This is a genomic window from Leucobacter sp. Psy1, assembly GCF_020096995.1.
GTDB lineage: Bacteria > Actinomycetota > Actinomycetes > Actinomycetales > Microbacteriaceae > Leucobacter.
The window spans coordinates 1113727-1138013 of record NZ_CP083692.1; the positions used below are offsets into that span (position 1 = coordinate 1113727).

Sequence of the window (24287 nt, forward strand, 5' to 3'; positions counted from 1 at the left end):
ATGAGCGAACAGGTATTGGAACGCGTCGTGCGTCGGGAGTCTCACTCCTCACGCGCCATCGCCGCGGCGATCGTGCTGGTCCTCGTGATCGTGGCGCTCGCGTGGGTCGCGACGGAGACCATCCTCCGCTCCCTCGAGCTCCCGGCGCTCCTCGCGCCTCCTGGAGCCATGGCCACATGGCTCGCGGAGCTCCCCGAGAACGGACAGGTCGTCGCGATCGTCGCGGGATCCGTTGTCGTCGGGCTCGTCGGGATCGCCTGCGTGTTTCTCGCGCTTGCACCGGGCCGGCTCGCGAAACAGCGGGTGCAGAACGAGGGGCCGGCGATCCTCGTCGACAACGGTGCGCTCGCCTCGGCGATCGCACAGGGAGTCGCGAACGACCTGAGCTTCGATCGCCGCGAGGTGAGTGTCGGAGTGGGGCACCGGGTCGTCGATGTCACCATACGCCCGTCGTTCGGCGTCGAGGTGGACCGCGCCGCGGTGTCTGAGTCGGCGGCGCGCGAGCTGTCGCGGATCGGACTCGAACGAGAACCGCGCGTCCGCGTATACGTGGTCGCCGCACGAGAGAAGGAGCCGGCATGAACCACGTGAACCGCGGCCTCAACCGCGCCATCCTGTTCATCGTCGGCGTCGTTCTCCTCGCCGCGGGGGCGCTCGCCGCCACATCGGTGCTGGTCGCGCCGATCGGGGAGGCCTGGGCGAGTGCCGGCAGAGCGGCGATCGAAGCCGCTCAGTCCGCTCAGAGCAGCACCGTGATCACAGCATCATCCGCGGTGACGTGGCTCGATGTCGCCGTGGTCGCCGCGTGCGCCATCGTCGTGCTGATCTGCGTGACCGTGATGGTCCGCATGCTCACCCGACGGCGGCGCGACCGCGTGCGGATCGCGGTGCGGGAGGACGAGCTCGGTCGCGTGGTGATCAGCGACAGCTTCGCCGCAGACGCGCTGCAGCAGTCGCTCGCGCAGCGTTCGGAGATCGTTTCTGCGAAGATCTCGGGCGGACGCTACCGTGGGCAAGAGGTGCTGCATGTCCGCGTCACGCCTCGGTCCGGGGTATCTCCGAGAGAGGTGGCCGACACCGTCACGTCGCTCGCAAACAATCTCGCCACGCTCACGGGGTCGGCGAACCTCGTGTACGTCTCGATCCATGCTGGTTTGCGGTCGCGCATCGCGGCTCCCCCGGCACGGGTCCTGTAACGCCAGGCCGCCGTCGGCGACCGGGCATCTCCACCCACATCCTCACGAAAGGACTACGAACATGAGTGCACAAGACAAGATCAAGGCGAAAGCTGAGCAGCTGACCGGCAAGGCGAAGGAGGCCGTCGGCAACGCGACGGACAACGAGCGTCTGGTGGCGGAGGGCAAGGCCGATCAGGTTAAGGGTGATGCCCGCGAGGCGGCCGAGGACGTAAAGGACACGTTCAAGAAGTAGGCCTCACTCGCTGGGCGCGGTGCGGAGACTGAGAATATGGTCCGCGGTCTCCGCACCGCTCCTGTCTGGCGATACGCTGACCGCAGGGGACGTCGCCGATCAAGTGAGCCAGGTGTCGTCAGTGCGGCGATGGGGGTGGGCAGATGCTCGATGGAACCGTCAGGGTCTCAACGAATCTCGATGATTCTGAAGACCGAATCGTTGTCGGCCGATGCGTAGACGGCGATGTCGCGGCATTCGGTGTGCTGGTACGCCGCTACACGCCGTTGATGCGCGCCTATGCGCGACGCATGCTCTCTGGGAGTGCCGATGTCGACGACATCGTGCAGGAAGTGTTTGTCGCGGCCTGGCACCGACTTCCCGAGCTCCGGGACCCGAACAAAGTGAAGTCGTGGCTGATGCGGTTGGTCAGTCACCGGTGCATCGACCAGATTCGCAGAGCCGGTCGTGAAACGGACCTCGACGGGGTGGACTTGCCCACCAATGCCGAGGCCAGCCCCTCCAGGATGGCCGAGAACAGTGAGAGACTGCGGGCTCTGGGTGAGGCACTCAGGTCGTTGCCGGATGAGCAGCGCGAATGCTGGGTGCTCCGCGAACTCGGCGAACTCTCCTACGGCGAGATCTCGACCGAACTGGGTGTCCCGGTGTCCACAGTGCGCGGCCTGATAGCCAGGGCACGGAAATCGATTATTGTGCGGATGGAGGCGTGGCGATGACTCGCGAACCCGAACTGCCCGACTCGCTGGAGGTCGAGGACTTCGACGGGTACACCCTCGAAGAGCTGAGTGACTACGTCGAAGCCGGCAGAGTGCCACGGAACGCTCGCATCGAGAGTTCCCCGTCGTGCCGCATCGCTCTTGAGGCTCTCGAGCGCCTGCGAGATGTGCGCAGTGAAATGCTTCGAGCCGACGTCGAGGCAGAGCCCCCTGCTGACGAGCTCTGGATCGATCGCATTCTGTCTCAGATCCCGCCCAACTCCCGACCGGGACGGCGGATCCCGCTCGAGGTCCCGGGTGCCGACGGGGATTTCGGTCTCACCGAGGGGGCCGTTCGCGGGCTCGTCCGCGGAGCCGATGCCGTGGTGCCCGGGGCGCTGATCGGTCGCTGTCGCATTCGAGGTGACGTGGAAGTACCGCTGGCTCCGGTCAGCGTTGAGATCGAAGTCAGTATCTGTTACGGGTACCCGATTGGAGCGGCGGTCGACGCCCTCCGCGACGAGATCGCGCAACGGCTGGCCGAGCACACGCAATTGAACGTTGAAGGGATCGACATCGACGTCGTGGACCTGCAGGCCAGAGGCGGTGAGTAGCAAGTCATGAGTGAAAAGGAGAAGAACGCTATGCCGGTCGCTCCGAGCATCGAAGAGATCGAGAATGTGCTGTGCAGCGTTGTGGGCGTCACGAACCTGTACCCTGCAGGTTCCGTGCTGTCGCGTGCGGTCGCGCTGGGCGCCTCGGCCTGGGGCGCGGAGGCTCCCAGTGCACGCGTGCGAGTTGTCGACGGTTCAGCGGCGGCCGAGATCACGGTGTCAGTGGGTGTCTCATCGGCGCGGCCCTTGCTGGAGACCCTCGGCGAGCTGACCGAAGCGCTCGCAGCTCTATTTGCGCTCGCCGATCGCCCTGCCCCGATTCTCCAGCTCACGGTGGTGCACCTGGATGATCGTTCGCAATCGCGCCCTGTGCGCCGCTGAGCATACGCCGAGTGTTCTTCGCTCCGACGAGTTCGACGGTGCGAGCTGTGTATTCTGGAACCCCTGCCCGACTTCCACGCACTGGAGAGTGAAGCCGACACATGGGTTCTGCCCCTGAGTCCGGGTCGTCATCTGACGGCCCGAGTCATAGTTGCCGCCGTACCGAAACTCCTGATCGCTTAGAGCGATCCGCGCCCAGCAGGCGCGACGCCCTCGCAGAGGGGGTGAATCTCCCGTGCTGACGGCAGTCCTGACACTTATCGTCGGCATCATCGTGGTCCTCGTGATCATCGCGCTCAACGGCTACTTCGTCGCCCAAGAGTTCGCGTACATGTCGGTCGACCGATCCCGGCTCGCCGCGAGCGCGCAGGCCGGTGACACCGCCGCGCGCCGCGCGCTCGCCGTGACGAAGCGCACCTCGTTCATGCTGTCCGGGGCGCAGCTCGGCATCACTGTGACCGGCCTCCTGGTGGGCTATGTTGCAGAGCCGCTCATCGGTGAAGCCCTGGGCGTGCTGCTCGGCGGCGTCGGCGTCCCGGCCGCCGTCAGCGTGACGGCAGGCACCGTTTTCACACTGATCGCGGCCACGCTGATCCAGATGATCTTCGCGGAGCTGTACCCGAAGAACCTCGCCATCGCCGCTCCGGAATCGCTGGCACGCGGGCTCGCCCGCTCGACCCTCATTTACCTGCTGCTCTTCGGATGGTTGATCACGGTCTTCGATCGGGCGGCCAACGGTCTCCTCCGCCTCATCCGCGTTGAGCCGGTCCACGACGTCGACTCCAGTGCCTCTCCGGAAGATCTCAAGCGAGCCGTCGCGGACTCCCGAGAGAGCGGCGACCTTCCCGACAACCTGTCGATGCTCATCGATCGCGTCCTGGACTTCCCCGATGAGGACGTCGAGCATGCGATGATCTCCCGCTCCCGCGTCGCGGTCGTGGATGCCGACACCACGCTCGGCAACCTGCGCGCCCTCATGGCGCACGAGCACAGCAGGTACCCCGTCGTCGATGATGAGGACGAGCCGATTGGCGTCGTGCAGCTCGTCGACCTACTGCGCACCGACCTCCCCGACGAGGCTCGGGTGACGCAGATCATGCGCGCGCCGCTGTTCGTGCCGGCGCTCATGCCGCTCCCCGACGCGCTCGAGGAGATGAGTGAAGCGCACGCCAAGTTCGCTTGCGTCATCGACGAGTACGGCGGGTTCGCCGGGGTGCTCACCACTGAGGATCTCGCGGAGGAGCTCGTCGGCGAGATCACCGACGAGCACGACGACGACGCACCTGCCGCGATCGTCGCCGAGTCTGATGGGACCTGGCTGGTCGACGGCGAAGTGCACCTCGACGAGGTACAGCGGGCGATCGGACACGATCTCCCCGAGGGCGATTACGAGACCCTCGCGGGCCTCGTGATCTCCGCGGATCGGGGGTTCCCCGAGGTTGGCGACACGGTTCGCGTGCCGCTGCCGGAGGACCCGGCCGACCTCGTGCTGCCCCGACCGGTCCGCAGGGAACTGCAGGTGGAAGTGCTCGGGATCTCCAAGCACGTGCCTGATGCATTGCGCGTCGCTGTCATCGAGGTCGAAGACACCGAGAACCCCGAGGGCGTCGCCGAAGAGGCCTGGGCCGAACCGGGGTCGTGCGAGGACGATGCGGAGCAGCGCACCGTCGGCGCCGCGCACGAGGGGGAGGACCGTCGATGAACCAGCCAGTCGTCGTCATCAGTGCGACCGTTGCCTTGATCGTCCTCACCGCATTCTTCGTGGTGATCGAGTTCGCACTGCTAGGTGCACGCCAGCATCGTCTGGAAACGGACGCGAAGACGAGCCGTTCTGCGCGTGCAGCGCTGCGGGGGGTCAACGAGCTCACCCTCATGCTCGCCGTAGCCCAGCTCGGCATCACGGCGTGTACGTTCGCGCTCGGGGCGATCACCAAACCCGCAGTCGACGCAGCGCTGGGTACCGCACTCGCGTCATGGGGTCTGGCCGTGCAGGTGGCCGACGTGTCGGCATTCGTGCTCTCGCTCCTCGTCGTGACGTTCCTGCACCTCGTGATCGGCGAGATGATGCCCAAGTCGTGGGCGATCGCGCATCCGGAGTTCGCCGCGAAGATCATCGGCGTGCCGTCGCGGGCGCTGGCCTGGATCTTCCGGCCGCTGCTCGTGTGGATGAACCGAATCGCGAACCGGCTCGTCGTCGCGAGCGGCGTTGAGCCGGCCGAGCGGCACGCTGCCGGAGGACAGGACGTTGCGACGATCCGACAGCTCGTAGAGCACTCGGGCAGGGTCGGCACGCTCAATGCGTCCTTCCGTTCGCAGCTCTCGCGCGTCCTCGATATCGAGCGATTGAAGGTCGAGGACATGGTCCGGGAGGACTCAGTCGACGCCACGACCGTACCGGCGACGGCGACGGCGGGCGATGTGCGCCGGGTCGCCGCCGACACCGGTCATCTGCGCGTGCTGCTGAGGCGAGGAGCCGGGGTGCCTGGCGTGGTGCACGTGCGCGATCTCCTGCTCGAGCCCGAGGCGGTTCCCGCCGCGGAACACGTGCGAGAGCCCCTGATCCTCTCGGCCGACGCGCCGGTCTACGAGGCGCTCAGTACGCTGCGCGAAGCGGGCGAGCAGCTCGCGGTCGTCGTGCGGGGCGATCGGGTCGTGGGTGTGCTCACGGTGGCCGACATCCTGCGCAGGATCATGCCGCGGGGATCGAGTCTCAACCTTTAGGGTTTTGAATCATTCAAAACAGCGATAGGGTGGGGCCCATGATCCGCACCGAGACTCCTGAGACTCGTCGTGCTGGCGTGCCGGATCCGGAGGAGTGGAGCGCAGCGCTCCGCTCCTCCGGGCTGCGCAGCACTGCCGGGCGCGTCGCGGCGCTCGGTTACCTCGCCGCGCACCCGCACAGCTCGGCCGGCGAAGTTCACGCCGGTCTTGCCGATGAACTGCCGACGCTCACGCTGCAGTCCGTGCACAACATCGCGCACGACCTGACGGAACACGGTCTGCTCCGACGCGTGAGCCTGCCCGATTCCGACAGCACGCTCTATGAGACCCGCATTGGCGACAACCATCACCACGTTCAGTGCGTCGTGTGCCGACGCGTCGAAGACATCGACTGCGTCGTCGGCGAAGCGCCGTGCCTCTCCCCGGACCACGCGCACGGCATGCGCCTCCTGGAAGCGGCCGTCACGTTCCGTGGCGTGTGCCGCGAGTGCGAGGCCAGCGGCGCCGCAGCGCAGGCGCACTGACGCCGTATCGGCGCCGATACCGCATCGGAGCTGACACCACATGCGTACAGACTGACTCACCCCCCAACGAAGGAAGGAACTGAGAGTGACCGAAGAGAGTAAGTGCCCCGTCAACCACTCGAGTGCACCCGACAATAATGCACCCGGTGAGGGGCTCGCGCCGGCAGGAGGGCGAACCGGCAACGCCACGTGGTGGCCGAACCGGCTCAACCTGAAGGTGCTGGCGAAGAATCCCGACGTCGCCAATCCGCAGGGAGGGGATTTCGACTACGCCGCAGCGTTCGCGGCCCTCGATCTTGCCCAGGTGAAGCAGGACATCGCCGGACTGCTCACCGACTCGCAGCCGTGGTGGCCAGCCGATTTCGGCAACTACGGACCCCTGATGATCCGTATGGCCTGGCACTCGGCGGGAACGTACCGCGTCTTCGATGGTCGCGGCGGCGGCGGCACGGGCCAGCAGCGCTTCGCACCGCTCAACAGCTGGCCGGACAACGTCATTCTCGACAAGGCCCGCCGACTCCTCTGGCCGGTCAAGAAGAAGTACGGCAAGTCCCTGTCCTGGGGCGACCTCATGATCCTCGCTGGCAATGTGGCCCACGAGCAGATGGGGATGCCCGTGTTCGGTTTCGCCGGCGGTCGTCCGGATGTCTGGGAGCCGGACGACGACGTCTACTGGGGTTCCGAGCAGACCTGGCTCGGCGACGACGCCAGGTACGAGGGCGATCGTGAGCTGATCCGCCCGCTGGCTGCGACCATGATGGGTCTCATCTACGTGAACCCCGAGGGTCCGGGCGGCGAGCCCGACCCGGTGAAGGCGGCGCACGACATCCGCGAGACCTTCGGACGCATGGCGATGAACGACGAGGAGACCGTCGCGCTCATCGCTGGCGGCCACACCTTTGGGAAGACCCACGGCGCGGCGCCCGAGGGCGACCACGTCTCGGAGGATCCGGAGGCGGCTCCCATCGAGCAGATGGGGCTCGGCTGGAAGAGCGGACACGGCACCGGCAGCGGAAACGACGCCATCGGATCCGGCCTGGAGGTCACCTGGACCTACCACCCGACTCGCTGGGACAACGAGTTCTTCCACATCCTGTTCGCCTACGAGTGGGAGCTCACGACCGGCGAGGGCGGCCACTACCACTGGCGCCCGACCAATGGCGGCGGCGATGACATGGTGCCGATGGCGCAGGGGAGCGGGCGTCGCGAGCCCCGCATGCTCACGACCGACCTGTCGCTCCGCGAGGATCCGATCTACCGTGAGATCTCGCTGCGCTTCCGCGACGACCAGGAGGCATTCACGGAGGCCTACCGCCGCGCATGGTTCAAGCTGACGCACCGTGACCTGGGCCCCAAGTCCCGTTACCTCGGCCCCGAGATTCCCGCAGAGGACCTGCTCTGGCAGGATCCGATCCCCGCGGCAGACGGTGCCCCGATCGATGCCGCCGATGTGGCGTCGCTCGAGCAGCGCATCGCAGATGCCGGTCTGACGGTCTCGGAGCTCGTCAGCACCTCGTGGGCGGCGACGTCGTCCTTCCGAGGCAGCGACAAGCGGGGCGGCGCGAACGGCGGTCGCATCCGTCTCGAGCCGCAGCGCAGCTGGGAGGTCAACCGTCCCGAGCAGCTCGCCCGTGTCATCGAGGTGCTCGAGGGAGTGCAGCGCGACTTCAACGCGTCGGCGGGAGACAAGCGGGTCTCGTTCGCGGACCTCGTCGTCATCGCGGGTAACGTCGGCGTCAAGCAGGCGGCGCGTGCTGCCGGCCACGAGGTGGAGATCCCCTTCGCTCCGGGGCGCGCCGACGCCACTCAGGAGCAGACCGACGTCGAGTCGTTCGAGTACCTGAACCCCGCGGCTGACGGGTTCCGCAACTACGAGAGCGAGCGTGCGCTCGGGCTGCCAGCCGAGCACCTGCTCGTGGATCGCGCGAATCTCCTGACGCTGTCGGCGCCCGAGATGACCGTGCTGCTCGGTGGCCTGCGCGTGCTCGAGACGAACTGGGACGGCTCGCGGCACGGCGTGCTCACGAACCGTCCGGGGGCGCTCACGAACGACTTCTTCGTGAACCTGCTCGATCTCAACACCACCTGGCGTCCGCTGGACGACGAGTCCCGCACGTTCCAGGCGACCGATGAGACGACGGGCCAGCCCTCCTGGACCGGTACGCGCGCCGATCTCGTCTTCGGCTCGAACTCCGAGCTCCGAGCGGTGGCCGAGGTGTACGCGAGTGACGATGCGCAGGAGAAATTCGTGAGCGACTTCGTCGATGCCTGGGCGAAGGTGGCCAACCTGGATCGGTTCGACATCCGCTAGGTCACCCGAGTGGGATCGCGTCGCCATCGCACACTCTCTACCATGGAGTGATGACAACGGTGGTGTGGTTCCGCGATGACCTCAGGATCGGGGACCACCCGGCACTGAACGCTGCGGAAGAGGGCGACGACGACGTCGTCGCCCTCTTCGTGCTCGATGAGGAGTCGCCAGGGGTGCGTCCGATCGGCGGTGCAGCGCGGTGGTGGCTCCATCACTCGCTCAAGGCACTGACGGTTGCGCTCGCCGAGATCGGCATCCCTCTCGTGCTCCGCAGGGGGCCGGCGCGGAAGGTCGTCCCGGAAGTCGTGGCAGAGGCCGGTGCCACCCGGGTCTCCTGGAATCGCAGATACGGTGCCGCGGAGCGGACGATCGACGCCGACCTCAAGCAGCGACTGAGGGAGTCCGGCGTCGACGCGCACTCGTTCCCGGGAAACGTTCTGCGCGAACCGTGGACCATCGCCACGCAGCAGGGCTCGCCCTATCGGGTATTCACGCCCTACTGGCGGGCCTGCCTCGCAGCGGATGAGCCCGCAGCGCCCCTTCCCGCACCGCGAACGGATCGAGCGGCACGCTCGGGACCGCCCTCCGTCCCCGAATCGGACGAGCTGGTGGCGTGGGGGCTGCTGCCGGCTGCACCGGACTGGTCGGCGGGACTCGCCGCGCGCTGGACCCCGGGTGAGGCGGAAGCGCATACGGTGCTCGAGGACTTCCTCGAACGGTCACCCGCTGAGTACGCTCGTCTGCGGGACGTTCCAGCGGTGTCCGCGACCTCGAGCCTCTCGCCGTACCTGCGGTGGGGTGAGATGAGCCCACGAGAGGTCTGGCATCGCACGATCGCTGTGCGCGGCGATCGGGCCACCTTCCTCTCCGAACTCGGTTGGCGCGACTTCGCCTGGTACACGCTGTATCACCGACCGGAGATGCCGACGGAGAACCTCGACGCTCGCTTCGACGCCTTCCCCTGGGCCGAGCCGGATCGGGACGTGCTTCGCGCCTGGCGGTTCGGTACCACCGGAATGGGGCTGGTCGACGCGGGGATGCAGGAGCTCTGGCAAACCGGGACCATGCACAATCGCGTCCGCATGGTCTGCGCGTCGTACTTCACCAAGAACTTGCTGCTCGACTGGCGGATCGGCGAGGCCTGGTTCTGGGACACGCTCGTGGACGCCGATCTCGCGAGCAACACGTTCAACTGGCAGTGGATCGCGGGCTGCGGGGCGGATGCCGCCCCGTTCTTTCGCATCTTCAATCCGGAGACTCAGCAGCAGAAGTTTGACCCGGAAGGCGCGTACGTCGCTCGCTGGGCGCCGGAGAGCGCGATGCTCGCCCCGCTCATCGATCTGCAGATGAGCCGGAAGCGAGCGCTTGCGGCATTTGGGGAGATCAGCGGGGGCGCCTGACTCGCCTAGCCCTTCACGAGGCGCATCGTCTGGTGCGAGAGCAGCCGGTGGACCGCCGGAAGCCGGGAGAGCGTGTCGAGGGTGAGACGCTCGTAGGCCTCGGTATCGGCGACCTGCACTCTCAGGTAGTAGTCCGGCTGTCCGAGCATGCGGCGCATCTCGACCACCTCGGGCACGGCGGCGGCGGCCGCTTCGAAATCCTCGATGGTCTTGCGATCGTTCATCGCGATGTCGATCGCCACCATCACCTCGAATCCGCGTCCGGCAGCTTTCGGATCGACCTTGGCGTGGTAGCCCTCGATGACGCCGTCCCGTTCCAGGCGCTGCACGCGGCGCAGGCACGGGGCAGGGGTCAGGCCGACCCGACGAGACAGTTCGGTGTTGCTGAGTCGAGCATCTCGCTGCAGCTCGGCAATAATTGCGTGATCGAGGTCATCGATGCGATGATCATTGCTCATCTTTCGAGAGTATCAGGCCGATTCGGCAACCCTGTGAGTGTCGAAATTCCCTACCATTGCAGTATGAGTTCACGTTCGCCACAGACTCGCCGCCCGGAGGCGGCGCCCGAGCGCGAAGCCATCGAACCCGCTCGGCGCGACGAGATCGTTGCGGGGGCCAGGACGGTGCTGCCGGCGGGGCTTGCTGTGATCCCGCTCGGTCTCGCCCTCGGCGTGCTGGTCGTGCAGTCGGGGTTCGAGTGGTGGTGGGCGACGATGCTCGCGGCGATCGTCTTCGCCGGCTCCCTCGAGTTCTTCCTCGTCGGACTCTTCGCAGCCGCGGCGCCGCTCGCGCAGATCGCGGTCAGCGCCGTCATCGTGAACTTCAGGCACGTCTTCTATGCTCTCTCGTTCCCGCTGCACCGTGTGACTGGACGGGGGTGGAAGGCATACAGCACCTTCGCGCTGACGGACGAGGCGTACGCTCTGACGGCGACGCCCGCCGCCCACGGGTGGACCCGAGCGCGCATCCTGACCATTCAGGCCGGTTTCCACTTCCTCTGGGTGCTGTTCGTCACGATCGGGGCCGGGCTGGGCACGATGATCCCGCCGCAGGTCGTCGGTCTCGATTTCGCCCTCACAGCGCTTTTCGTCGTGCTCGGCGTCGAAGCCTACAAGGTGCGAAGGTCGCTACCGGCCCCGGCGCTGGCATTCGGGTGCGCGATCGTTGGACTGCTCGTATCACCGGAGAACATGCTCATGATCGCCATGGGGCTGTTCGTGCTGGCGCTGGGGTGCGGATACGCACTGACGAAACGGACGCGCCGTGTCGGCTGAGCACTCGTACCTGCTGGCGGGGATCCTGATCTCAGCGGCGATCACCTGGGCGATGCGTGCCGTGCCGTTCGGGATGCTCGCGCCGCTTCGCGACAGCGAGCTCCTGGCCTACCTCGGCGCGCGGATGCCCGTGGGGATCATGCTCATCCTCGCGCTGTACACGGTCCGCGACGTGAATCCGACCGAGGTGATGCACTTCGGCCCGACGGTGCTCGGCATCGCCATCACCGTCGGGCTGCAGCTCTGGCGGGGGAGTGCGACGTTGAGCATCTTCAGCGGGACGGCAGTGTACGTCGCGCTGTCATCAGCGGTCGCGGCCGCCGGGGCATAGGATCCCAGTATGAACGAGCACGAAGCCGTGCCTGAAGGCACCAGACCCCGGAAGCTCGCGAAGCGCGCGTACGAACGCGAGCTCCGCCGCCTGCAGGCGGAACTCGTCGCGATGCAGCAGTGGGTGATCGCTTCGGGTGCCAGGGTGTGCCTGGTCTTCGAGGGGCGCGACGCGGCGGGGAAGGGATCCGCCATCAAACGGATCACCGAGTATCTGAATCCCCGGCACGCCCGCATCGTCGCGCTGCCGACGCCGACGGACCGCGAGCGTTCGCAGTGGTACTTCCAGCGCTACGTCGAGCACCTCCCTGCCGCGGGAGAGATCGTGCTCTTCGACCGGTCCTGGTACAACCGGGCCGGAGTCGAGCGCGTCATGGGGTTCTGCACGGAGCCGGAGTATCTGCGCTTCCTCAGGCAAGCGCCGGCGTTCGAGCGCATGCTCGTGGAGGACGGTATCCACCTCATCAAGTACTGGTTCTCGGTGTCGGACGCCGAGCAGGAGGCACGGTTCCGCTCCCGGGCCGAGGATCCGATGCGCCGGTGGAAGCTGTCACCGATGGACGTGGAGTCCATCACCAGGTGGGAGGAGTACTCGCGGGCCAAGGACGCGATGTTCGCGGCAACGGACCTCCCCGGATCGCGCTGGGTCACGGTCGAGAGCGAGGACAAGAAGCGCTCGCGCATCAACGTCATGCACGACATCCTCGAGCGGATCCCCTGGCGATACGTCGAGCCGGCGCGCATCGAGATCCCCGAGCGCCCCGCCGAGCGAGACACCGATTACGTGCGACCGAATCGCGACGATCTGCTCTACGCCGCGGACGTCGCAGCTGCGCTCGAGCGGTGACCGCGCGCACCGTGCTCCAAGCCGGGCCGGTCTAGGCTGGAGCGCATGCGGAACAAGTCCCCACGTGAGCCTCGTGAGCCTCGTGAAAGCACGCTCGCGAGCGGCTGGACCGTCGAGGAGGAGGGTCAGGCCCCCGACCCGCCCGTGGCGCTCTCACCCGAGGCACCAGGAGTCGTCGCGTCCGGAACCGGCGAAGCCGAATCCGTACGCGATCTCGACGAGATCGAGTCGGCACCGGAACCTCGCCAGCAGCTCAGCAACGGCGCGCTCGTCCTCCTCGGGGTGATCGGCGGACTGTATCTCATGTACACCTATGTCTGGATGACGTGGGCTCAGTACTACAGCGGGGTGAACACAGCCGTTGCGGCGAACAGCGGCGTCATCGGCGGAGCACTGCAGCAGGTCGTGTTCTGGGCCGCGCCCGTCGCCCCGGCGCTGTGGTTCCTCAGCGCCGTTCTCCTCAACCGCGGCCGGTCGACGCGCCGCCTGGCCGTGGCGCTCATCGCAGGCGCGATACTGCTGGTCCCGGTGCCGATGCTCGTCTCGAGCGGAGGGGCGCTCTAATGGCCGCGAAGATCTCGGGATGGGCGACCGCCGCGGTCATCACGGCGCTCTACATCTACGCCTCCGTCGCAGCGGTGGGCAACCTCCTCGGCATGGTCGGGTTCCTCGGCGACGCGCTGAGCACGACCGCCTGGATCGCGCTCATCGCCGGCATCGCCGCACCGCCGATCGGTTTCGTCGTCGCGCTCTGGCTGGGCAGGCGCAGGACCGGAGGGATCCGCCTGCTGCTGCTCGCGGCCGGGCTCTGCGGGGCTGCCGCGATGCAGCTCGACGTACTCCATCTCATGGGGTGAGGATTTCGACCGGTTGCGCGCGCTAGACTGATCCACTGGGCCGCACGGCCCACGTCGCACTCGCTGACCCCGAAGGAATCTGTCGTGTCGAAGCCGATCGTGCTGATCGCCGAAGAACTCTCGCCCGCCACCATCGCCGCGCTCGGCCCCGACTTCGACGTGGTCCACGTCGACGGAACCGATCGCGGAGCCCTCCGCACCGCACTCGCCACCGCCGACGCGATCCTCATCCGCTCGGCGACGCAGCTCGACGCCGAAGCGATCTCCTGGGCGTCCGGACTGAAGGTCATCGCCCGCGCCGGCGTCGGCCTCGACAACGTCGACATCAAGGCGGCCACGCAGGCCGGCGTCATGGTCGTCAACGCCCCGACCTCGAACATCATCAGCGCCGCCGAGCTCACCGTCGCGCACATCCTCGGCCTCGCTCGTCACCTTCCGCGCGCGCACGCCTCGCTCTCCGCGGGGGAGTGGAAGCGCTCCGCGTTCACCGGCATCGAGCTCTACGAGAAGACGGTCGGCATCATCGGACTCGGCCGCATCGGCGCGCTCATCGCCGAGCGCCTCCGCGGCTTCGGGGTCGAACTGATCGCCTACGACCCCTACGTCACCGCCGCCAGGGCCCAGCAGCTCGGGGTGCAGTTGGTGACGCTGGAGGAGCTCGTCGAGCGCGTCGACTTCCTCACCATTCACATGCCCCGTACGCCGGAGACCCTGGGCATGATCGGCCGCGAGCAGTTCCGTGCCATGAAGTCCTCCGCGTACGTCGTCAACGTGGCGCGCGGCGGGCTCATCGACGAGGAGGCGCTGGCAGAAGCGCTCGCTGCGGGCGAGATCGCCGGAGCGGCCCTCGACGTCTTCGTGCAGGAGCCGCCCGCCGATACCTCGCTCACGGGTCTCGACCGTGTCAACGTCACCCCGCACCTCGGCGCCTCCACCGCTGAGGCACAGGAGAAGGCCGGCGTCGCTGTCGCGAAGTCGGTGCGCCTCGCGCTCGCCGGTGATCTGGTGCCCGACGCCGTGAACGTCGCCGGCGGAGCCATCGACTCATACGTGCGCCCCGGTCTGCCGCTCACCGAGAAGCTCGGCCAGGTGTTCGCCGGGCTCGCGGCCGGTCCCATCACCTCGCTCGACGTCGAGGTGCGCGGCGACCTCACCGAGCACAACATCGAAGCGCTGCGTCTCGCGGCGCTGAAGGGCGTGTTCTCGCAGATGGTGAGCCACCCGGTGTCGTACGTCAACGCTCCGCTCCTCGCCGAACAGCGGGGCATCGAGGTGAGCTTCACGACTGAGCCGGTCTCGGAGAGCTACCGCAACGTCATCACCCTCCGCGGTGTGCTCGCCGACGGTACTCCGGTGTCGGTCGCCGGCACCCTCACGGGGCCGAAGCAGGTCGAGAAGATCGTCGGCCTCAACGGGTACGAGGTCGAGCTCCCGATTCCCGAGCACCTCATCGTCTTCAGCTACGAGGATCGCCCGGGCATCGTCTCCACGTACAGCACGATCCTCGGCGAGGCCGGGGTGAACATCGCGGGTCTGCAGGTCGCGCGCGACGATCAGCACCGCACGGCGCTGTCCGTCCTCTCGATCGATGCCCCGGTGCCCGAGACGCTCATCGATCAGCTGCGGGATTCGATCGACGCGTCGACGCTCAGGGCGATCACCGTCCCCGAGATCTGACGCGCCGGCTCGCCGTGCTCGTAGAGGCCGCAGCTGCGGCGCCGATCCTCCTCGTGTATGCGGGGGGCACGTTCGGCATGCGCGACCGCGGTCGCGGCCTCGAAGCACCCGTCGATCTGCGCACGGAGATGGACGACGTACTCGGGGCCGGTGCTCGGAGCGACGAACGCGGGCGTGCGCACCCGTGGATCCATGCTCGGGCACCGTTCATCGGGGACAGCTCGCAGACGGGGCACGGCGGCGGACTCGAACTCGCGGACCTGATCCGATCGGCATCGGCCGACCGGCACATCGGGGGCGCCGTCGTCGTGCACGGCACAGATACCCTCGCGCACGTCGCCGCGCAGACCGCATTCGCTCTCGCCGATCTGGCGCTGCCCGTCGCCTTCACCGGCTCGCAGGCACCGCTCGGCACTTCGGGAGGCGATGCCGAGGAGAATCTGCGCGACGCCTTCGCCTGGTGCGCGGAGTCGTCGACCGGTGCGGCATCGAGCTCCGGCGGTGCGGCGACGGTCGTCGTGTTCGGCGGACGGACCCTCCCCGCTGTGCGGGTGACGAAGCGCTCGAGCGAAGAGCCAGACGGCTTCCACGCTCCGCTGCCGCTCGCCGCCTCCGCGGTCGGGATCGACGACGGGCTCGCCCGCGCCCTTGCCTCGTCCGCAGACCGGCAGGCACCGCGCGTCGGTATCCTGACCGCCGCGCCTGGCCTGCCTGCAGCCCTGGTCGAGGCCGCGGTCGCGGCGTTTCCCGACGGCGTCGTCCTCGAGGGGTTCGGCGCAGGGACCTTCCCACTCGACGAGGGGCGGATCCCCGCGGCCATTCGGCGCGCGGTCGATGCGGGGACCCCCGTGATCACCACGACCCGATGCTCGGGTGGAGCCGTGGGGTTGAGCCGCTATGCGGTCGGTGCGGCGCTGGTGGAAGCGGGGGCGATCGGAGGCTCCGATCTCACCGCGGAGGCGGCGGTCGGCAAGCTCCGAGCACTGGTGCGCGCCGGGCTGAGTGGCGCGGAACTCGCCCGACGGTTCGCCGAGAACCTCATCGGCGAGCAGCGCACCAGCTGAGCGCTACGCTGGAACCCGTTACTCGTTCCGCCTGCAGAATCTCGGAGGCCCCCATGTCCACCATCGCTCTCGTGCGCCGGCCCGGCTCGAAGCTCGACGACGGCATCGTCGACCACATCGAGAAGGTGGCCGTCGATCTTGATGTCGCTCGTGACCAGTGGCGGGCCTACGTCGACGTCCTCGAGCAGCACGGCTGGTCGACGATCGAGGTCGAGGAGGCGGAGGACTGCCCGGACGCCGTCTTCGTCGAGGACACCGTGGTGATGTTCCGCAACGTTGCCGTCATCTCGCGACCAGGCGATGACCGCCGCAAGCCCGAGACGGCTGGCACCCGCCGTGTGGTCGAGCAGCTCGGCTGTCCTGTCGCCGAGATCCAGGAGCCGGGAACGCTGGACGGCGGTGACGTGCTCAAGATCGGCGACACCGTCTACGTCGGTCGCGGAGGACGCACCAACGCCGAGGGCATTGCGCAGCTGCGCCGCATTCTCGGCCCGCTCGGAGCGCGCGTCGTCGCTGTGCCGGTCACGAAGGTGCTCCACCTGAAGACGGCCGTCACAGCGCTGCCCGACGGGACGGTGATCGGCTACCCGGACTACGTGGACGAGCCGGGACTCTTCGAGCGCTTCCTCCCCGTTCCCGAGCCGCACGGCACGGCCGTGGTCTGCCTGAGCGAGCACGAGCTCGTCATCTCGGCGTCGGCACCGCGCACAGCCGACATGCTCCGCGACCTCGGCTACACCGTTACCGAGACCCCGCTCAGCGAGTTCGAGAAGCTCGAGGGCTGCCCCACCTGCCTGTCCGTGAGGGTCCGCAACCTGGGCTGATCCCGAGACTCGCCTCGTGCCCGGTGCGTTCTCGTACGCGGGTGGTAGTGTGACGGGGTGGGCTGATGCCCACCGTCAACGATGTACCGAGCACGAGGCGGCTGGTCTTCGGTGGAGGATTCCTCTCGCGAGGCGGGAGTGATCGTGCACTGTTGATCAGCACTGCAGATCAGTGATGTCGCCGCGCAGACGGCGCGCCGACCCGCAGCGTGCTCACCTGAATGCAAAGGAGAGCCCGTGGAGGGTCCTGAAATCAAGTTCGCCGAAACCGTTCTCGACAATGGTCGGTTCGGCAAGCGCACCATCCGCTTCGAGGCAGGCCGCCTCGCACAGCAGGCCCAGGGCGCGGTCGCCGCGTACCTCGATGAGGAGACGATGCTCCTCTCGGCCACCAGCGCCTCGAAGAACCCGAAGGATCACTTCGACTTCTTCCCCCTGACCGTCGACGTCGAGGAGCGCTCGTACGCCGCTGGCAAGATTCCCGGCTCGTTCTTCCGTCGAGAGGGCCGCCCCTCGACCGAGGCGATCCTCGTCTGCCGTCTCATCGACCGCCCGCTGCGCCCGTCGTTCGTCGACGGTCTCCGCAACGAGGTGCAGATCGTCGTGACCGTGCTGTCGATCGCGCCCGGCGAGTTCTACGACGCGCTCGCGATCAACGCCGCATCGGCATCGACCCAGATCTCGGGTCTGCCTTTCTCGGGTCCCATCGCCGGCGTGCGCCTCGCGCTCATTCCCGGCGCAGCGGGTCAGGACGACCAGTGGGTCGCCTTCCCGAACGTGGCTCAGCTCCAGGAGGCCGTGTTCGACCTCACCGTCGCCGGCCGCGTGGTCACGAAGGCTGACGGCACCGAGGACGTCGCGATCATGATGGTCGAGGCGGAGGCGACCGAGGGCAGCTGGGAGCTCATCCGCGGCGGCGCTGTGAAGCCCAACGAGGCCGTCGTGGCTCAGGGACTCGAGGCTGCGAAGCCGTTCCTCGCCCAGCTCGTGAAGGCGCAGGAGCAGCTGGCTCAGCAGTCGGCCAAGGAGGTGCAGGACTACCCCGTATTCCCGCCCTACGCCGACGAGACCTACGCCGCTGTCGCCGAGCTCGCCGAGAGCGAGCTCGCCGGGATCTACCAGATCGCCGACAAGCAGGAGCGCCAGGATGCCGACGATGCGCTGAAGTCGCGCGTCAAGGAGGCCATCGCGGCCAAGGTCGAGGCCGGCGAGCTGTCCGCAGACGCCGAGGGCCAGGTCTCCGGGGCGTACAAGGCCGTCACGAAGAAGATCGTGCGCAGCCGGATCCTGACCGACGGTGCGCGCATCGACGGTCGTGGTCTGCGTGACATCCGTGCGCTCGACGCCGAGGTCCAGGTGATCCCGCGCGTGCACGGCTCCGCCATCTTCCAGCGCGGCGAGACCCAGATCATGGGCGTCACCACGCTGAACATGCTCAAGATGGAGCAGCAGATCGACTCGCTGTCGCCCGTGACGAGCAAGCGCTACCTGCACCACTACAACTTCCCGCCCTACTCGACCGGTGAGACCGGCCGTGTCGGCAGCCCGAAGCGTCGCGAGATCGGGCACGGCTTCCTGGCCGAGCGCGCCCTCGTGCCGGTGCTGCCCGCGCGCGAGGAGTTCCCGTACGCCATCCGCCAGGTCTCCGAGGCGCTCAGCTCGAACGGTTCGACCTCGATGGGTTCGGTCTGCGCCTCGACGTTGTCGCTCCTCAACGCGGGCGTGCCGCTGCGCGCACCCGTTGCCGGCATCGCCATGGGCCTCGTCTCCGACGAGGTCGACGGTGAGACCCGGTACGCGACCCTCACCGACATCCTCGGTGCCGAGGACGCGCTCGGCGACATGGACTTCAAGGTCGCAGGCACCAGCGAGTTCGTGACCGCGCTGCAGCTCGACACCAAGCTCGACGGCATCCCCTCGGATGTGCTCGCAGGTGCCCTGTCGCAGGCGAAGGAAGCGCGCACCACGATCCTCGACGTGCTCGGACAGGCGATCGACGCTCCCGATGAGATGGCTCCGACCGCGCCCCGCGTGATCTCGGTCCAGATCCCGGTCGATAAGATCGGCGAGCTCATCGGGCCCAAGGGCAAGACGATCAACGGCATCCAGGACGAGACTGGCGCCGACATCTCGATCGACGACGACGGCACCGTCTACATCGGTGCTGTCGACGGCCCCTCGGCCGAGGCGGCTCGCGTGCAGGTCAACGCCATCGCGAACCCGACCAACCCCGAGGTCGGGGAGCAGTACCTCGGCACCGTCGTGAAGAACGCGGCCTTCGGTGCATTCGTGTCGCTGCTGCCCGGTAAGGACGGCCTGCTGCACATCTCCGAGGTGCGCAAGCTCGCTGGCGGCAAGCGCATCGACTCGGTCGATGACGTGCTCTCGATCGGCCAGAAGGTGCTCGTCAAGATCACCAAGGTCGACGATCGCGGCAAGCTGTCGCTCGAGCCCGTCATCGAGGAGGCCGCAGCGGCCGCAGGTGCTGCTGTAGCCGCCGAGACGACCGAGCTGCCCGACGAGCCCACCACGGTGAACCCCGCGTAAGCGGTTCGTCCTCCCGTTTCTCGCGGGATCTCAGCGCCCGTCCTGCTCAGGCAGGGCGGGCGCTGCTGCGTCCGCTCTGATGTTCCGCCCGCGATCCGATGTGTACACGCTCGGGTCCAGCGGACCGACGGGCGCACAGCACCGGCGGGTTCGCAGGGCGGGGGCTCTAGGCTGGAGGGATGCGCGAGCCGATCCAGTTTCCCCTCGACCAGTCCGCCCTCGACGTCGACCTCGGGGGGACGCGCGTCCGACGCACCGTGCACCCGAGCGGCCTGCGCGTGCTGACGGAGTACATGCCCGGGGTGCGCAGTGCCTCGGTCGGATTCTGGGTGGGCGTGGGCTCCCGAGACGAGCAGGCCGAGAACGACGCCGCGCGGGGGAGCCTGGGGTCTACTCACTTCCTGGAGCACCTGTTGTTCAAGGGCACTCCGACTCGTGACGCGTATTCGATCGCGACGAGCTTCGATCGGGTCGGTGCTGAGAGCAACGCGCTGACGGCGAAGGAGTACACCTGCTACCACGCCAAAGCCCGCGATGTCGATCTCGAGGGCGCCGTCGAGGTGCTCGCCGACATGGTGACGAACTCGGTCCTCGATGCCGGGGAGTTCGAGAACGAACGCGAGGTGATCCTCGAGGAGCTCGCCATGGCAGCCGACGATCTTGCCGATGTCGCGAGCGAGCGGTTCTTTGAAGAGGTCCTCGGGGATCACCCGCTGGGGCGTCCGATCGGCGGCAATACCGAGACCATCAGGGCCGCTCGGCGCGATGACGTGAACGAGCACTACGCGCACCGGTACGACCCCTCGACGCTCGTCGTCACGGCAGCGGGCGCGGTCGATCATGATCGGCTCGTCGAGCTCGTACTGCGAGCACTGGAGGGAAGCGCCGATCCTCGCTGGTCCACCGAGGTTTCACGGACCCCGGTGCGCCGGAGCACGGTACCCGATGACGTCCCCGCCGCCTCGACGACCGCGCAAGAAGCACCCGAGGCCGTGAACGCCGCACCGCGCGTCGCGGTCACCGAGAAGCCGAGTGAGCAGGTGAACGTCATTGTCGGTACCACGGGCCTTCGCGCGGGGGATCCGCGTCGTTTCGCCATGGGGCTCATGAACTCGGTCCTCGGCGGCGGCATGTCGAGCCGTCTCTTCCAGGAGATCCGCGAGAAGCGGGGGCTCGCCTACACGGCGTATTCGTTCGGTGCGAGCTATTCGGATGCAGGCCTGTTCGGCATGTACGCGGGCACGGCCCCGCAGAAGGCGGCTGAAGTCGTGGACCTGGCGCGCACGGAGCTCGCCAAGATCGCGGACGACGGCATCACTTCCGAGGAGCGCGAGCGCGCACTCGGGCAGATCGCTGGTTCCTCGGCGCTCGCCCTCGAGGACTCCGACACTCGCATGGGTCGGCTCGGCCGCGCCGAACTCGGCACGGGGGAGCTGTACGACCTCGACACGTCGCTCGAGCGGTTCCACGCCGTGACCGATACCGACGTGCGGGAAGTCGCCGCACTGCTGCAGCGTCAGCCGTCCACGATCGTCGCCGTCGGCGAAGTCTCGCGCTCGACGCTCCGGTAACCTGGAAGCATGCCTACGCGCGTTGCTGTCTCCGGTGCCACCGGCCGCCTCGGATCACTGGTGTGCGAGGTGATCGAGGCGGATCCCGCGTTCGACGTCGTCGCCCGTCTGTCGAGCGGCAGCGATCCGGAGGACGGTGCAGCAGCCGATGTCCTCGTCGACGTCAGTCACCCGGACGCCAGTGCCGACATCGTCGACCGGGCGCTCAGCCGCGGCCAGCGCGTCATCGTCGGCACGAGCGGGTGGTCGGCGACGCGCCTGGAGTGGCTGGCCGATCGTGTCGATGACGCCGGCGGCGCGGTGATCGTCGTGCCGAACTTCTCTTTGGGGTCGGTGATCGGAACCGCCCTCGCCCAGTTCACGGCGCCCTACTTCGACGCGGTCGAGATCATCGAGGCGCACCACCCCCAGAAGGTCGATTCGCCCTCGGGTACCGCCGTGCGCACGGCCGAGCTGATCGCGGAAGCCCGTGACGGTCGCCCGGTCGAGGCGCCGTTCGCCGATCAGCGTGCTCGGGGTGAGCACGTCGCCGGCATCCCCGTCCACAGCCTCAGGCTGGCCGGGGTGGTGGCGAAGCAGGAGGTGCGCTTCGGGGGACCGGGTGAGGTGCTCACCATCACCCACGACACTCACTCGAATGATGCGTACCGTGCAGGGATCCGCGCCGCGCTCGGGGCTATCGGAGGCGCGTCCGGTCTGACCGTCGGACTCGACCGCGTGCTCGGGATCGGCGCGCCGACGCAGGCCAACAGGCAGGACGCCGCGGACGGCACGCCCGCATGAACGCCAGGTCCCGGGCGATCGCCGGTGTGATGTTCCTTTCAGCGGTGCTCGCGATCTATTTCGTGTTCATCGGCGTCCGGGCCGTGGCCCTCCTCATGTCTGGAACTCTGCTCGCGGCGCTCATGGGTGTTGCACTGCTCGTGCTGCCCCTGATCGGCGTGTGGGCGCTCATCCGTGAACTGCGCTTCGGCTTCTCCGCGAATCGTCTCGCCGCGGAACTGGAGGCCTCAGGACTGATGCCGGAGGAAGAAGTGGAAACCCGCCCATCGGGGCGCCCCGTCCGTGAGCAGGCCGACGCGGTCTTCCCGCGATACCGGGACGCCGTCGACGCCCGGCCCGACTCCTGGGTGGACTGGATGCGATTGGGTGTGGTCTACGACGCCTGCGGTGATCGCAGGCGGGCTCGTGCCGCAATTCGTGAGGCGATCACCCGTGAGCGCGCATCCCGACGCGAAGATTCTTCGGACGAATAGCGCTTCGCGTACCAGGGGTCTACACTTTTCCAGGCACCAGCGGTCGGGGCCCAGATGACCCCGTGCAGACCCGTTGCCGGCAGTACGCGAGCGCAGTGGTGCGCGAGAAAGCACGGATGTCATGAGCAAGTACGATTTGAACGCCGATCCGGCGACGCGCACCCTCGACTCGGTTACGGGGATCAGCAAGAAGGGCCTCCCGTCCGGCACCGTCGGCGTGCTCGGCGCGCTCGTGATCGGCATCTCGACCTGTGCGCCCGCATACACACTGACCGCTGCGGTCGGACCCGCCGCGACCCAGGTCGGGTACCAGACCCCCGCGATCTTCCTGATGGGGTTCATCCCCATGCTCCTCGTCGCCCTCGGGTATCGCGCTCTGAACAGCGCGATGCCGGACTCGGGGACCTCGTTCACGTGGGCGACCCGGGCGTTCGGGCCCTGGATCGGCTGGATGGCCGGGTGGGGGCTCGTGGCAGCGACGGTGCTCGTGCTCTCGAACCTCGCCGGCATCGCCGTCGAGTTCCTGTTCCAGTCGATCAGCATTCTGGTCGGTGATCCGGCGATCGCCGAGATCGCGGGGAACCGCTTCATCAACATCGCGGTATGCCTCGGGTTCATGGCGCTCGCGACCTTCATCTCCTACCGAGGAATGACCTCGACCAAGATCTTCCAGTACATCACCGTGCTGTTCCAGATGGCGGTGCTCGTCTGGTTCATCATCGCCATGTTCGTGGGAGCCGGCGACCCGGCAAACACCGAAGGCCGCACCCCGGAGCTCTCCTGGTTCAATCCCTTCGAGGTGGACAGCTTCAGCGCCTTCGCCGCCGGCATCGCCGTGTCGATCTTCGTCTACTGGGGTTGGGACACCGTGCTGACGATGGGCGAGGAGACGAAACCGTCGAAGGGCAAGCTCTCGACCGAGAGCAAAGCGGCGATGATTCTCGTCGGGATCCTGGTCGTCCTGTACGTCGGCACGGCGGCCGCGACGGTCGGCTACGCCGGCCTCGGGGATACCGGTACCGGACTCAACAACTCGGCGATCGCTGAGAACGTCTTCGCCGCGCTCGCCCACCCGGTCATGGGGCCGGCCGCGATCCTGCTCTCGGTCGCCATCCTCGTGAGCGCCATGGCGTCGATCAACTCCACGGCCATCTCGCCGGCACGAACGCTGCTCGCGATGTCTCACTACGGTGCATTGCCCGCGTCCATCAAGAAGATCCACCCGAAGTACAAGTCGCCGTACCGCGCCCTGCTGCTTTCGTCGATCGTGGCCTCCATCTTCTACGCCGTGATGCGGTTCATCAGCGAGGACGTGCTCTGGGACACCATCACCGCGCTCGGCATGATGGTCTGCTTCTACTACGGGATCACGGCGCTCGCGAGTCCCTGGTACTTCCGCAGAGCTGCTGTGCGCGAGGGGATCGGCTCCGTCATCTCGAAGATCGTGCTCCCCGGTATCGGCGGCATCCTGCTGCTGGTGGTGTTCGTGCAGACGACGCTCGACAGCATGGACCCCGAGTTCGGATCGGGCAGCAACATCGCCGGGGTCGGGCTGGTCGGCATCATCGGCGTCGTCGTGCTCGGCCTTGGGCTCGTGCTGATGTTCGTGCAGGCGAGGGTCTCGAAGGACTTCTTCAGCGGACGAGTGCTCGCTCGGACCGAGGCGACATCGGACACCTCAGCACTCGAGCTGTTCGACGACGGTCTCGGGTCGTAGTGAAGACGTTGTGCACAGCTGAGAGAAAACCCGGTTTATGAAGCGAAGTTCACCCGGCGGAAAGTGAGACTTAAGTCATACAGACTTAAGTTCTATTGACTCACGTAAATGAACATGGTGTTCTAGATGCATGACATCAATTCTCCGGAAAAGCCTGTCTCAGCGTGTAAGTGCAGCGGTCGCAGCGGTAATCGTGGCAGCGATTGGATTCACGGTAGTGCCTGGTGAGGCGGCTGACGCGCTGTA

Annotated in this window: 25 protein-coding genes; 24 read left to right on the forward strand and 1 reads right to left on the reverse strand. The window is 67.4% G+C overall.

The window, feature by feature from the left end; translation table 11 throughout:
- The 11 genes from K8P10_RS05270 (at position 1) to K8P10_RS05320 (ending at position 10077) form a co-directional block, all read left to right on the forward strand.
- Entirely contained in the window at positions 1–582 is a 582-nt protein-coding gene (locus K8P10_RS05270; RefSeq protein WP_224780756.1) for a DNA/RNA endonuclease G, read from the forward strand.
- Positions 579–1196: a hypothetical protein gene (locus tag K8P10_RS05275; protein ID WP_224780757.1), complete on the forward strand. Its 618-nt coding sequence runs from the start codon at positions 579–581 to the stop codon at positions 1194–1196. Before K8P10_RS05270 ends, K8P10_RS05275 begins: the two co-directional genes overlap by 4 nt.
- Before the next feature lie 61 nt (positions 1197–1257).
- Positions 1258–1431 (forward strand): CsbD family protein, encoded by a 174-nt coding sequence (locus tag K8P10_RS05280; protein WP_224780758.1) that lies wholly within the window; start codon positions 1258–1260, stop codon positions 1429–1431.
- Positions 1432–1574: 143 nt separating this feature from the next.
- Positions 1575–2147 carry an RNA polymerase sigma factor gene (locus K8P10_RS05285; protein ID WP_224780759.1) on the forward strand — a complete coding sequence of 191 codons (573 nt, stop codon included), beginning with the start codon at positions 1575–1577 and terminating at the stop codon, positions 2145–2147.
- Positions 2144–2740: a hypothetical protein gene (locus K8P10_RS05290; RefSeq protein ID WP_224780760.1), complete on the forward strand. Its 597-nt coding sequence runs from the start codon at positions 2144–2146 to the stop codon at positions 2738–2740. The genes K8P10_RS05285 and K8P10_RS05290 overlap by 4 nt, the downstream gene beginning before the upstream one ends.
- Positions 2741–2746: 6 nt before the next feature.
- Entirely contained in the window at positions 2747–3121 is a 375-nt protein-coding gene (locus tag K8P10_RS05295) for a hypothetical protein (RefSeq protein ID WP_224780761.1), read from the forward strand.
- A gap of 235 nt (positions 3122–3356) precedes the next feature.
- A complete protein-coding gene (locus K8P10_RS05300) occupies positions 3357–4823 on the forward strand; it encodes a hemolysin family protein (protein WP_224780762.1) in 1467 nt (488 codons plus the stop codon).
- Positions 4820–5842 (forward strand): CNNM domain-containing protein, encoded by a 1023-nt coding sequence (locus K8P10_RS05305; RefSeq protein WP_224780763.1) that lies wholly within the window; start codon positions 4820–4822, stop codon positions 5840–5842. The genes K8P10_RS05300 and K8P10_RS05305 overlap by 4 nt, the downstream gene beginning before the upstream one ends.
- A 38-nt stretch (positions 5843–5880) precedes the next feature.
- On the forward strand, positions 5881–6366 hold the full coding sequence (locus K8P10_RS05310; protein ID WP_224780764.1) for a Fur family transcriptional regulator: 486 nt from the start codon (positions 5881–5883) through the stop codon (positions 6364–6366).
- 85 nt (positions 6367–6451) lie between these two features.
- The gene (gene katG / locus K8P10_RS05315) at positions 6452–8677 is read left to right on the forward strand and encodes a catalase/peroxidase HPI (RefSeq protein WP_224780765.1); all 2226 of its coding nucleotides are present in this window, start codon (positions 6452–6454) and stop codon (positions 8675–8677) included.
- A gap of 50 nt (positions 8678–8727) precedes the next feature.
- Entirely contained in the window at positions 8728–10077 is a 1350-nt protein-coding gene (locus K8P10_RS05320; protein ID WP_224780766.1) for a deoxyribodipyrimidine photo-lyase, read from the forward strand.
- A gap of 5 nt (positions 10078–10082) precedes the next feature.
- Here K8P10_RS05320 and K8P10_RS05325 read toward each other — a convergent pair whose 3' ends face one another.
- On the reverse strand, positions 10083–10535 hold the full coding sequence (locus K8P10_RS05325; RefSeq protein WP_224780767.1) for an Lrp/AsnC family transcriptional regulator: 453 nt from the start codon (positions 10533–10535) through the stop codon (positions 10083–10085).
- 63 nt (positions 10536–10598) lie between these two features.
- Between K8P10_RS05325 and K8P10_RS05330 the strand changes: the two genes are divergently transcribed.
- The 13 genes from K8P10_RS05330 to K8P10_RS05390 all read left to right on the forward strand — a co-directional run bounded on the left by K8P10_RS05330 (position 10599) and on the right by K8P10_RS05390 (position 24041).
- Entirely contained in the window at positions 10599–11351 is a 753-nt protein-coding gene (locus K8P10_RS05330; RefSeq protein WP_224780768.1) for an AzlC family ABC transporter permease, read from the forward strand.
- On the forward strand, positions 11341–11682 hold the full coding sequence (locus tag K8P10_RS05335; RefSeq protein ID WP_224780769.1) for a branched-chain amino acid transporter permease: 342 nt from the start codon (positions 11341–11343) through the stop codon (positions 11680–11682). Before K8P10_RS05330 ends, K8P10_RS05335 begins: the two co-directional genes overlap by 11 nt.
- 9 nt (positions 11683–11691) lie before the next feature.
- A complete protein-coding gene (gene ppk2 / locus K8P10_RS05340; protein WP_224780770.1) occupies positions 11692–12528 on the forward strand; it encodes a polyphosphate kinase 2 in 837 nt (278 codons plus the stop codon).
- Between the two features lie 45 nt (positions 12529–12573).
- A complete protein-coding gene (locus tag K8P10_RS05345; protein ID WP_224780771.1) occupies positions 12574–13092 on the forward strand; it encodes a hypothetical protein in 519 nt (172 codons plus the stop codon).
- On the forward strand, positions 13092–13385 hold the full coding sequence (locus tag K8P10_RS05350) for a hypothetical protein (RefSeq protein WP_224780772.1): 294 nt from the start codon (positions 13092–13094) through the stop codon (positions 13383–13385). Before K8P10_RS05345 ends, K8P10_RS05350 begins: the two co-directional genes overlap by 1 nt.
- A gap of 84 nt (positions 13386–13469) precedes the next feature.
- Complete coding sequence (gene serA / locus K8P10_RS05355) at positions 13470–15062, forward strand: phosphoglycerate dehydrogenase (RefSeq protein ID WP_224780773.1); 1593 nt, start codon at positions 13470–13472, stop codon at positions 15060–15062.
- A 14-nt stretch (positions 15063–15076) separates the two neighbouring features.
- Positions 15077–16126: an asparaginase domain-containing protein gene (locus K8P10_RS05360; protein WP_224780774.1), complete on the forward strand. Its 1050-nt coding sequence runs from the start codon at positions 15077–15079 to the stop codon at positions 16124–16126.
- Positions 16127–16179: 53 nt separating this feature from the next.
- Positions 16180–16950 (forward strand): dimethylargininase, encoded by a 771-nt coding sequence (ddaH, locus tag K8P10_RS05365; protein ID WP_224780775.1) that lies wholly within the window; start codon positions 16180–16182, stop codon positions 16948–16950.
- A gap of 237 nt (positions 16951–17187) precedes the next feature.
- The gene (locus tag K8P10_RS05370) at positions 17188–19497 is read left to right on the forward strand and encodes a polyribonucleotide nucleotidyltransferase (protein WP_224780776.1); all 2310 of its coding nucleotides are present in this window, start codon (positions 17188–17190) and stop codon (positions 19495–19497) included.
- 179 nt (positions 19498–19676) lie between these two features.
- The gene (locus K8P10_RS05375; protein WP_224780777.1) at positions 19677–21068 is read left to right on the forward strand and encodes a pitrilysin family protein; all 1392 of its coding nucleotides are present in this window, start codon (positions 19677–19679) and stop codon (positions 21066–21068) included.
- Positions 21069–21077: 9 nt separating this feature from the next.
- The gene (dapB, locus tag K8P10_RS05380) at positions 21078–21851 is read left to right on the forward strand and encodes a 4-hydroxy-tetrahydrodipicolinate reductase (RefSeq protein ID WP_224780778.1); all 774 of its coding nucleotides are present in this window, start codon (positions 21078–21080) and stop codon (positions 21849–21851) included.
- Positions 21848–22324: a hypothetical protein gene (locus K8P10_RS05385; protein WP_224780779.1), complete on the forward strand. Its 477-nt coding sequence runs from the start codon at positions 21848–21850 to the stop codon at positions 22322–22324. Before dapB ends, K8P10_RS05385 begins: the two co-directional genes overlap by 4 nt.
- Before the next feature lie 121 nt (positions 22325–22445).
- Positions 22446–24041 (forward strand): APC family permease, encoded by a 1596-nt coding sequence (locus K8P10_RS05390; protein WP_224780780.1) that lies wholly within the window; start codon positions 22446–22448, stop codon positions 24039–24041.
- Positions 24042–24287 lie beyond the last annotated feature (246 nt).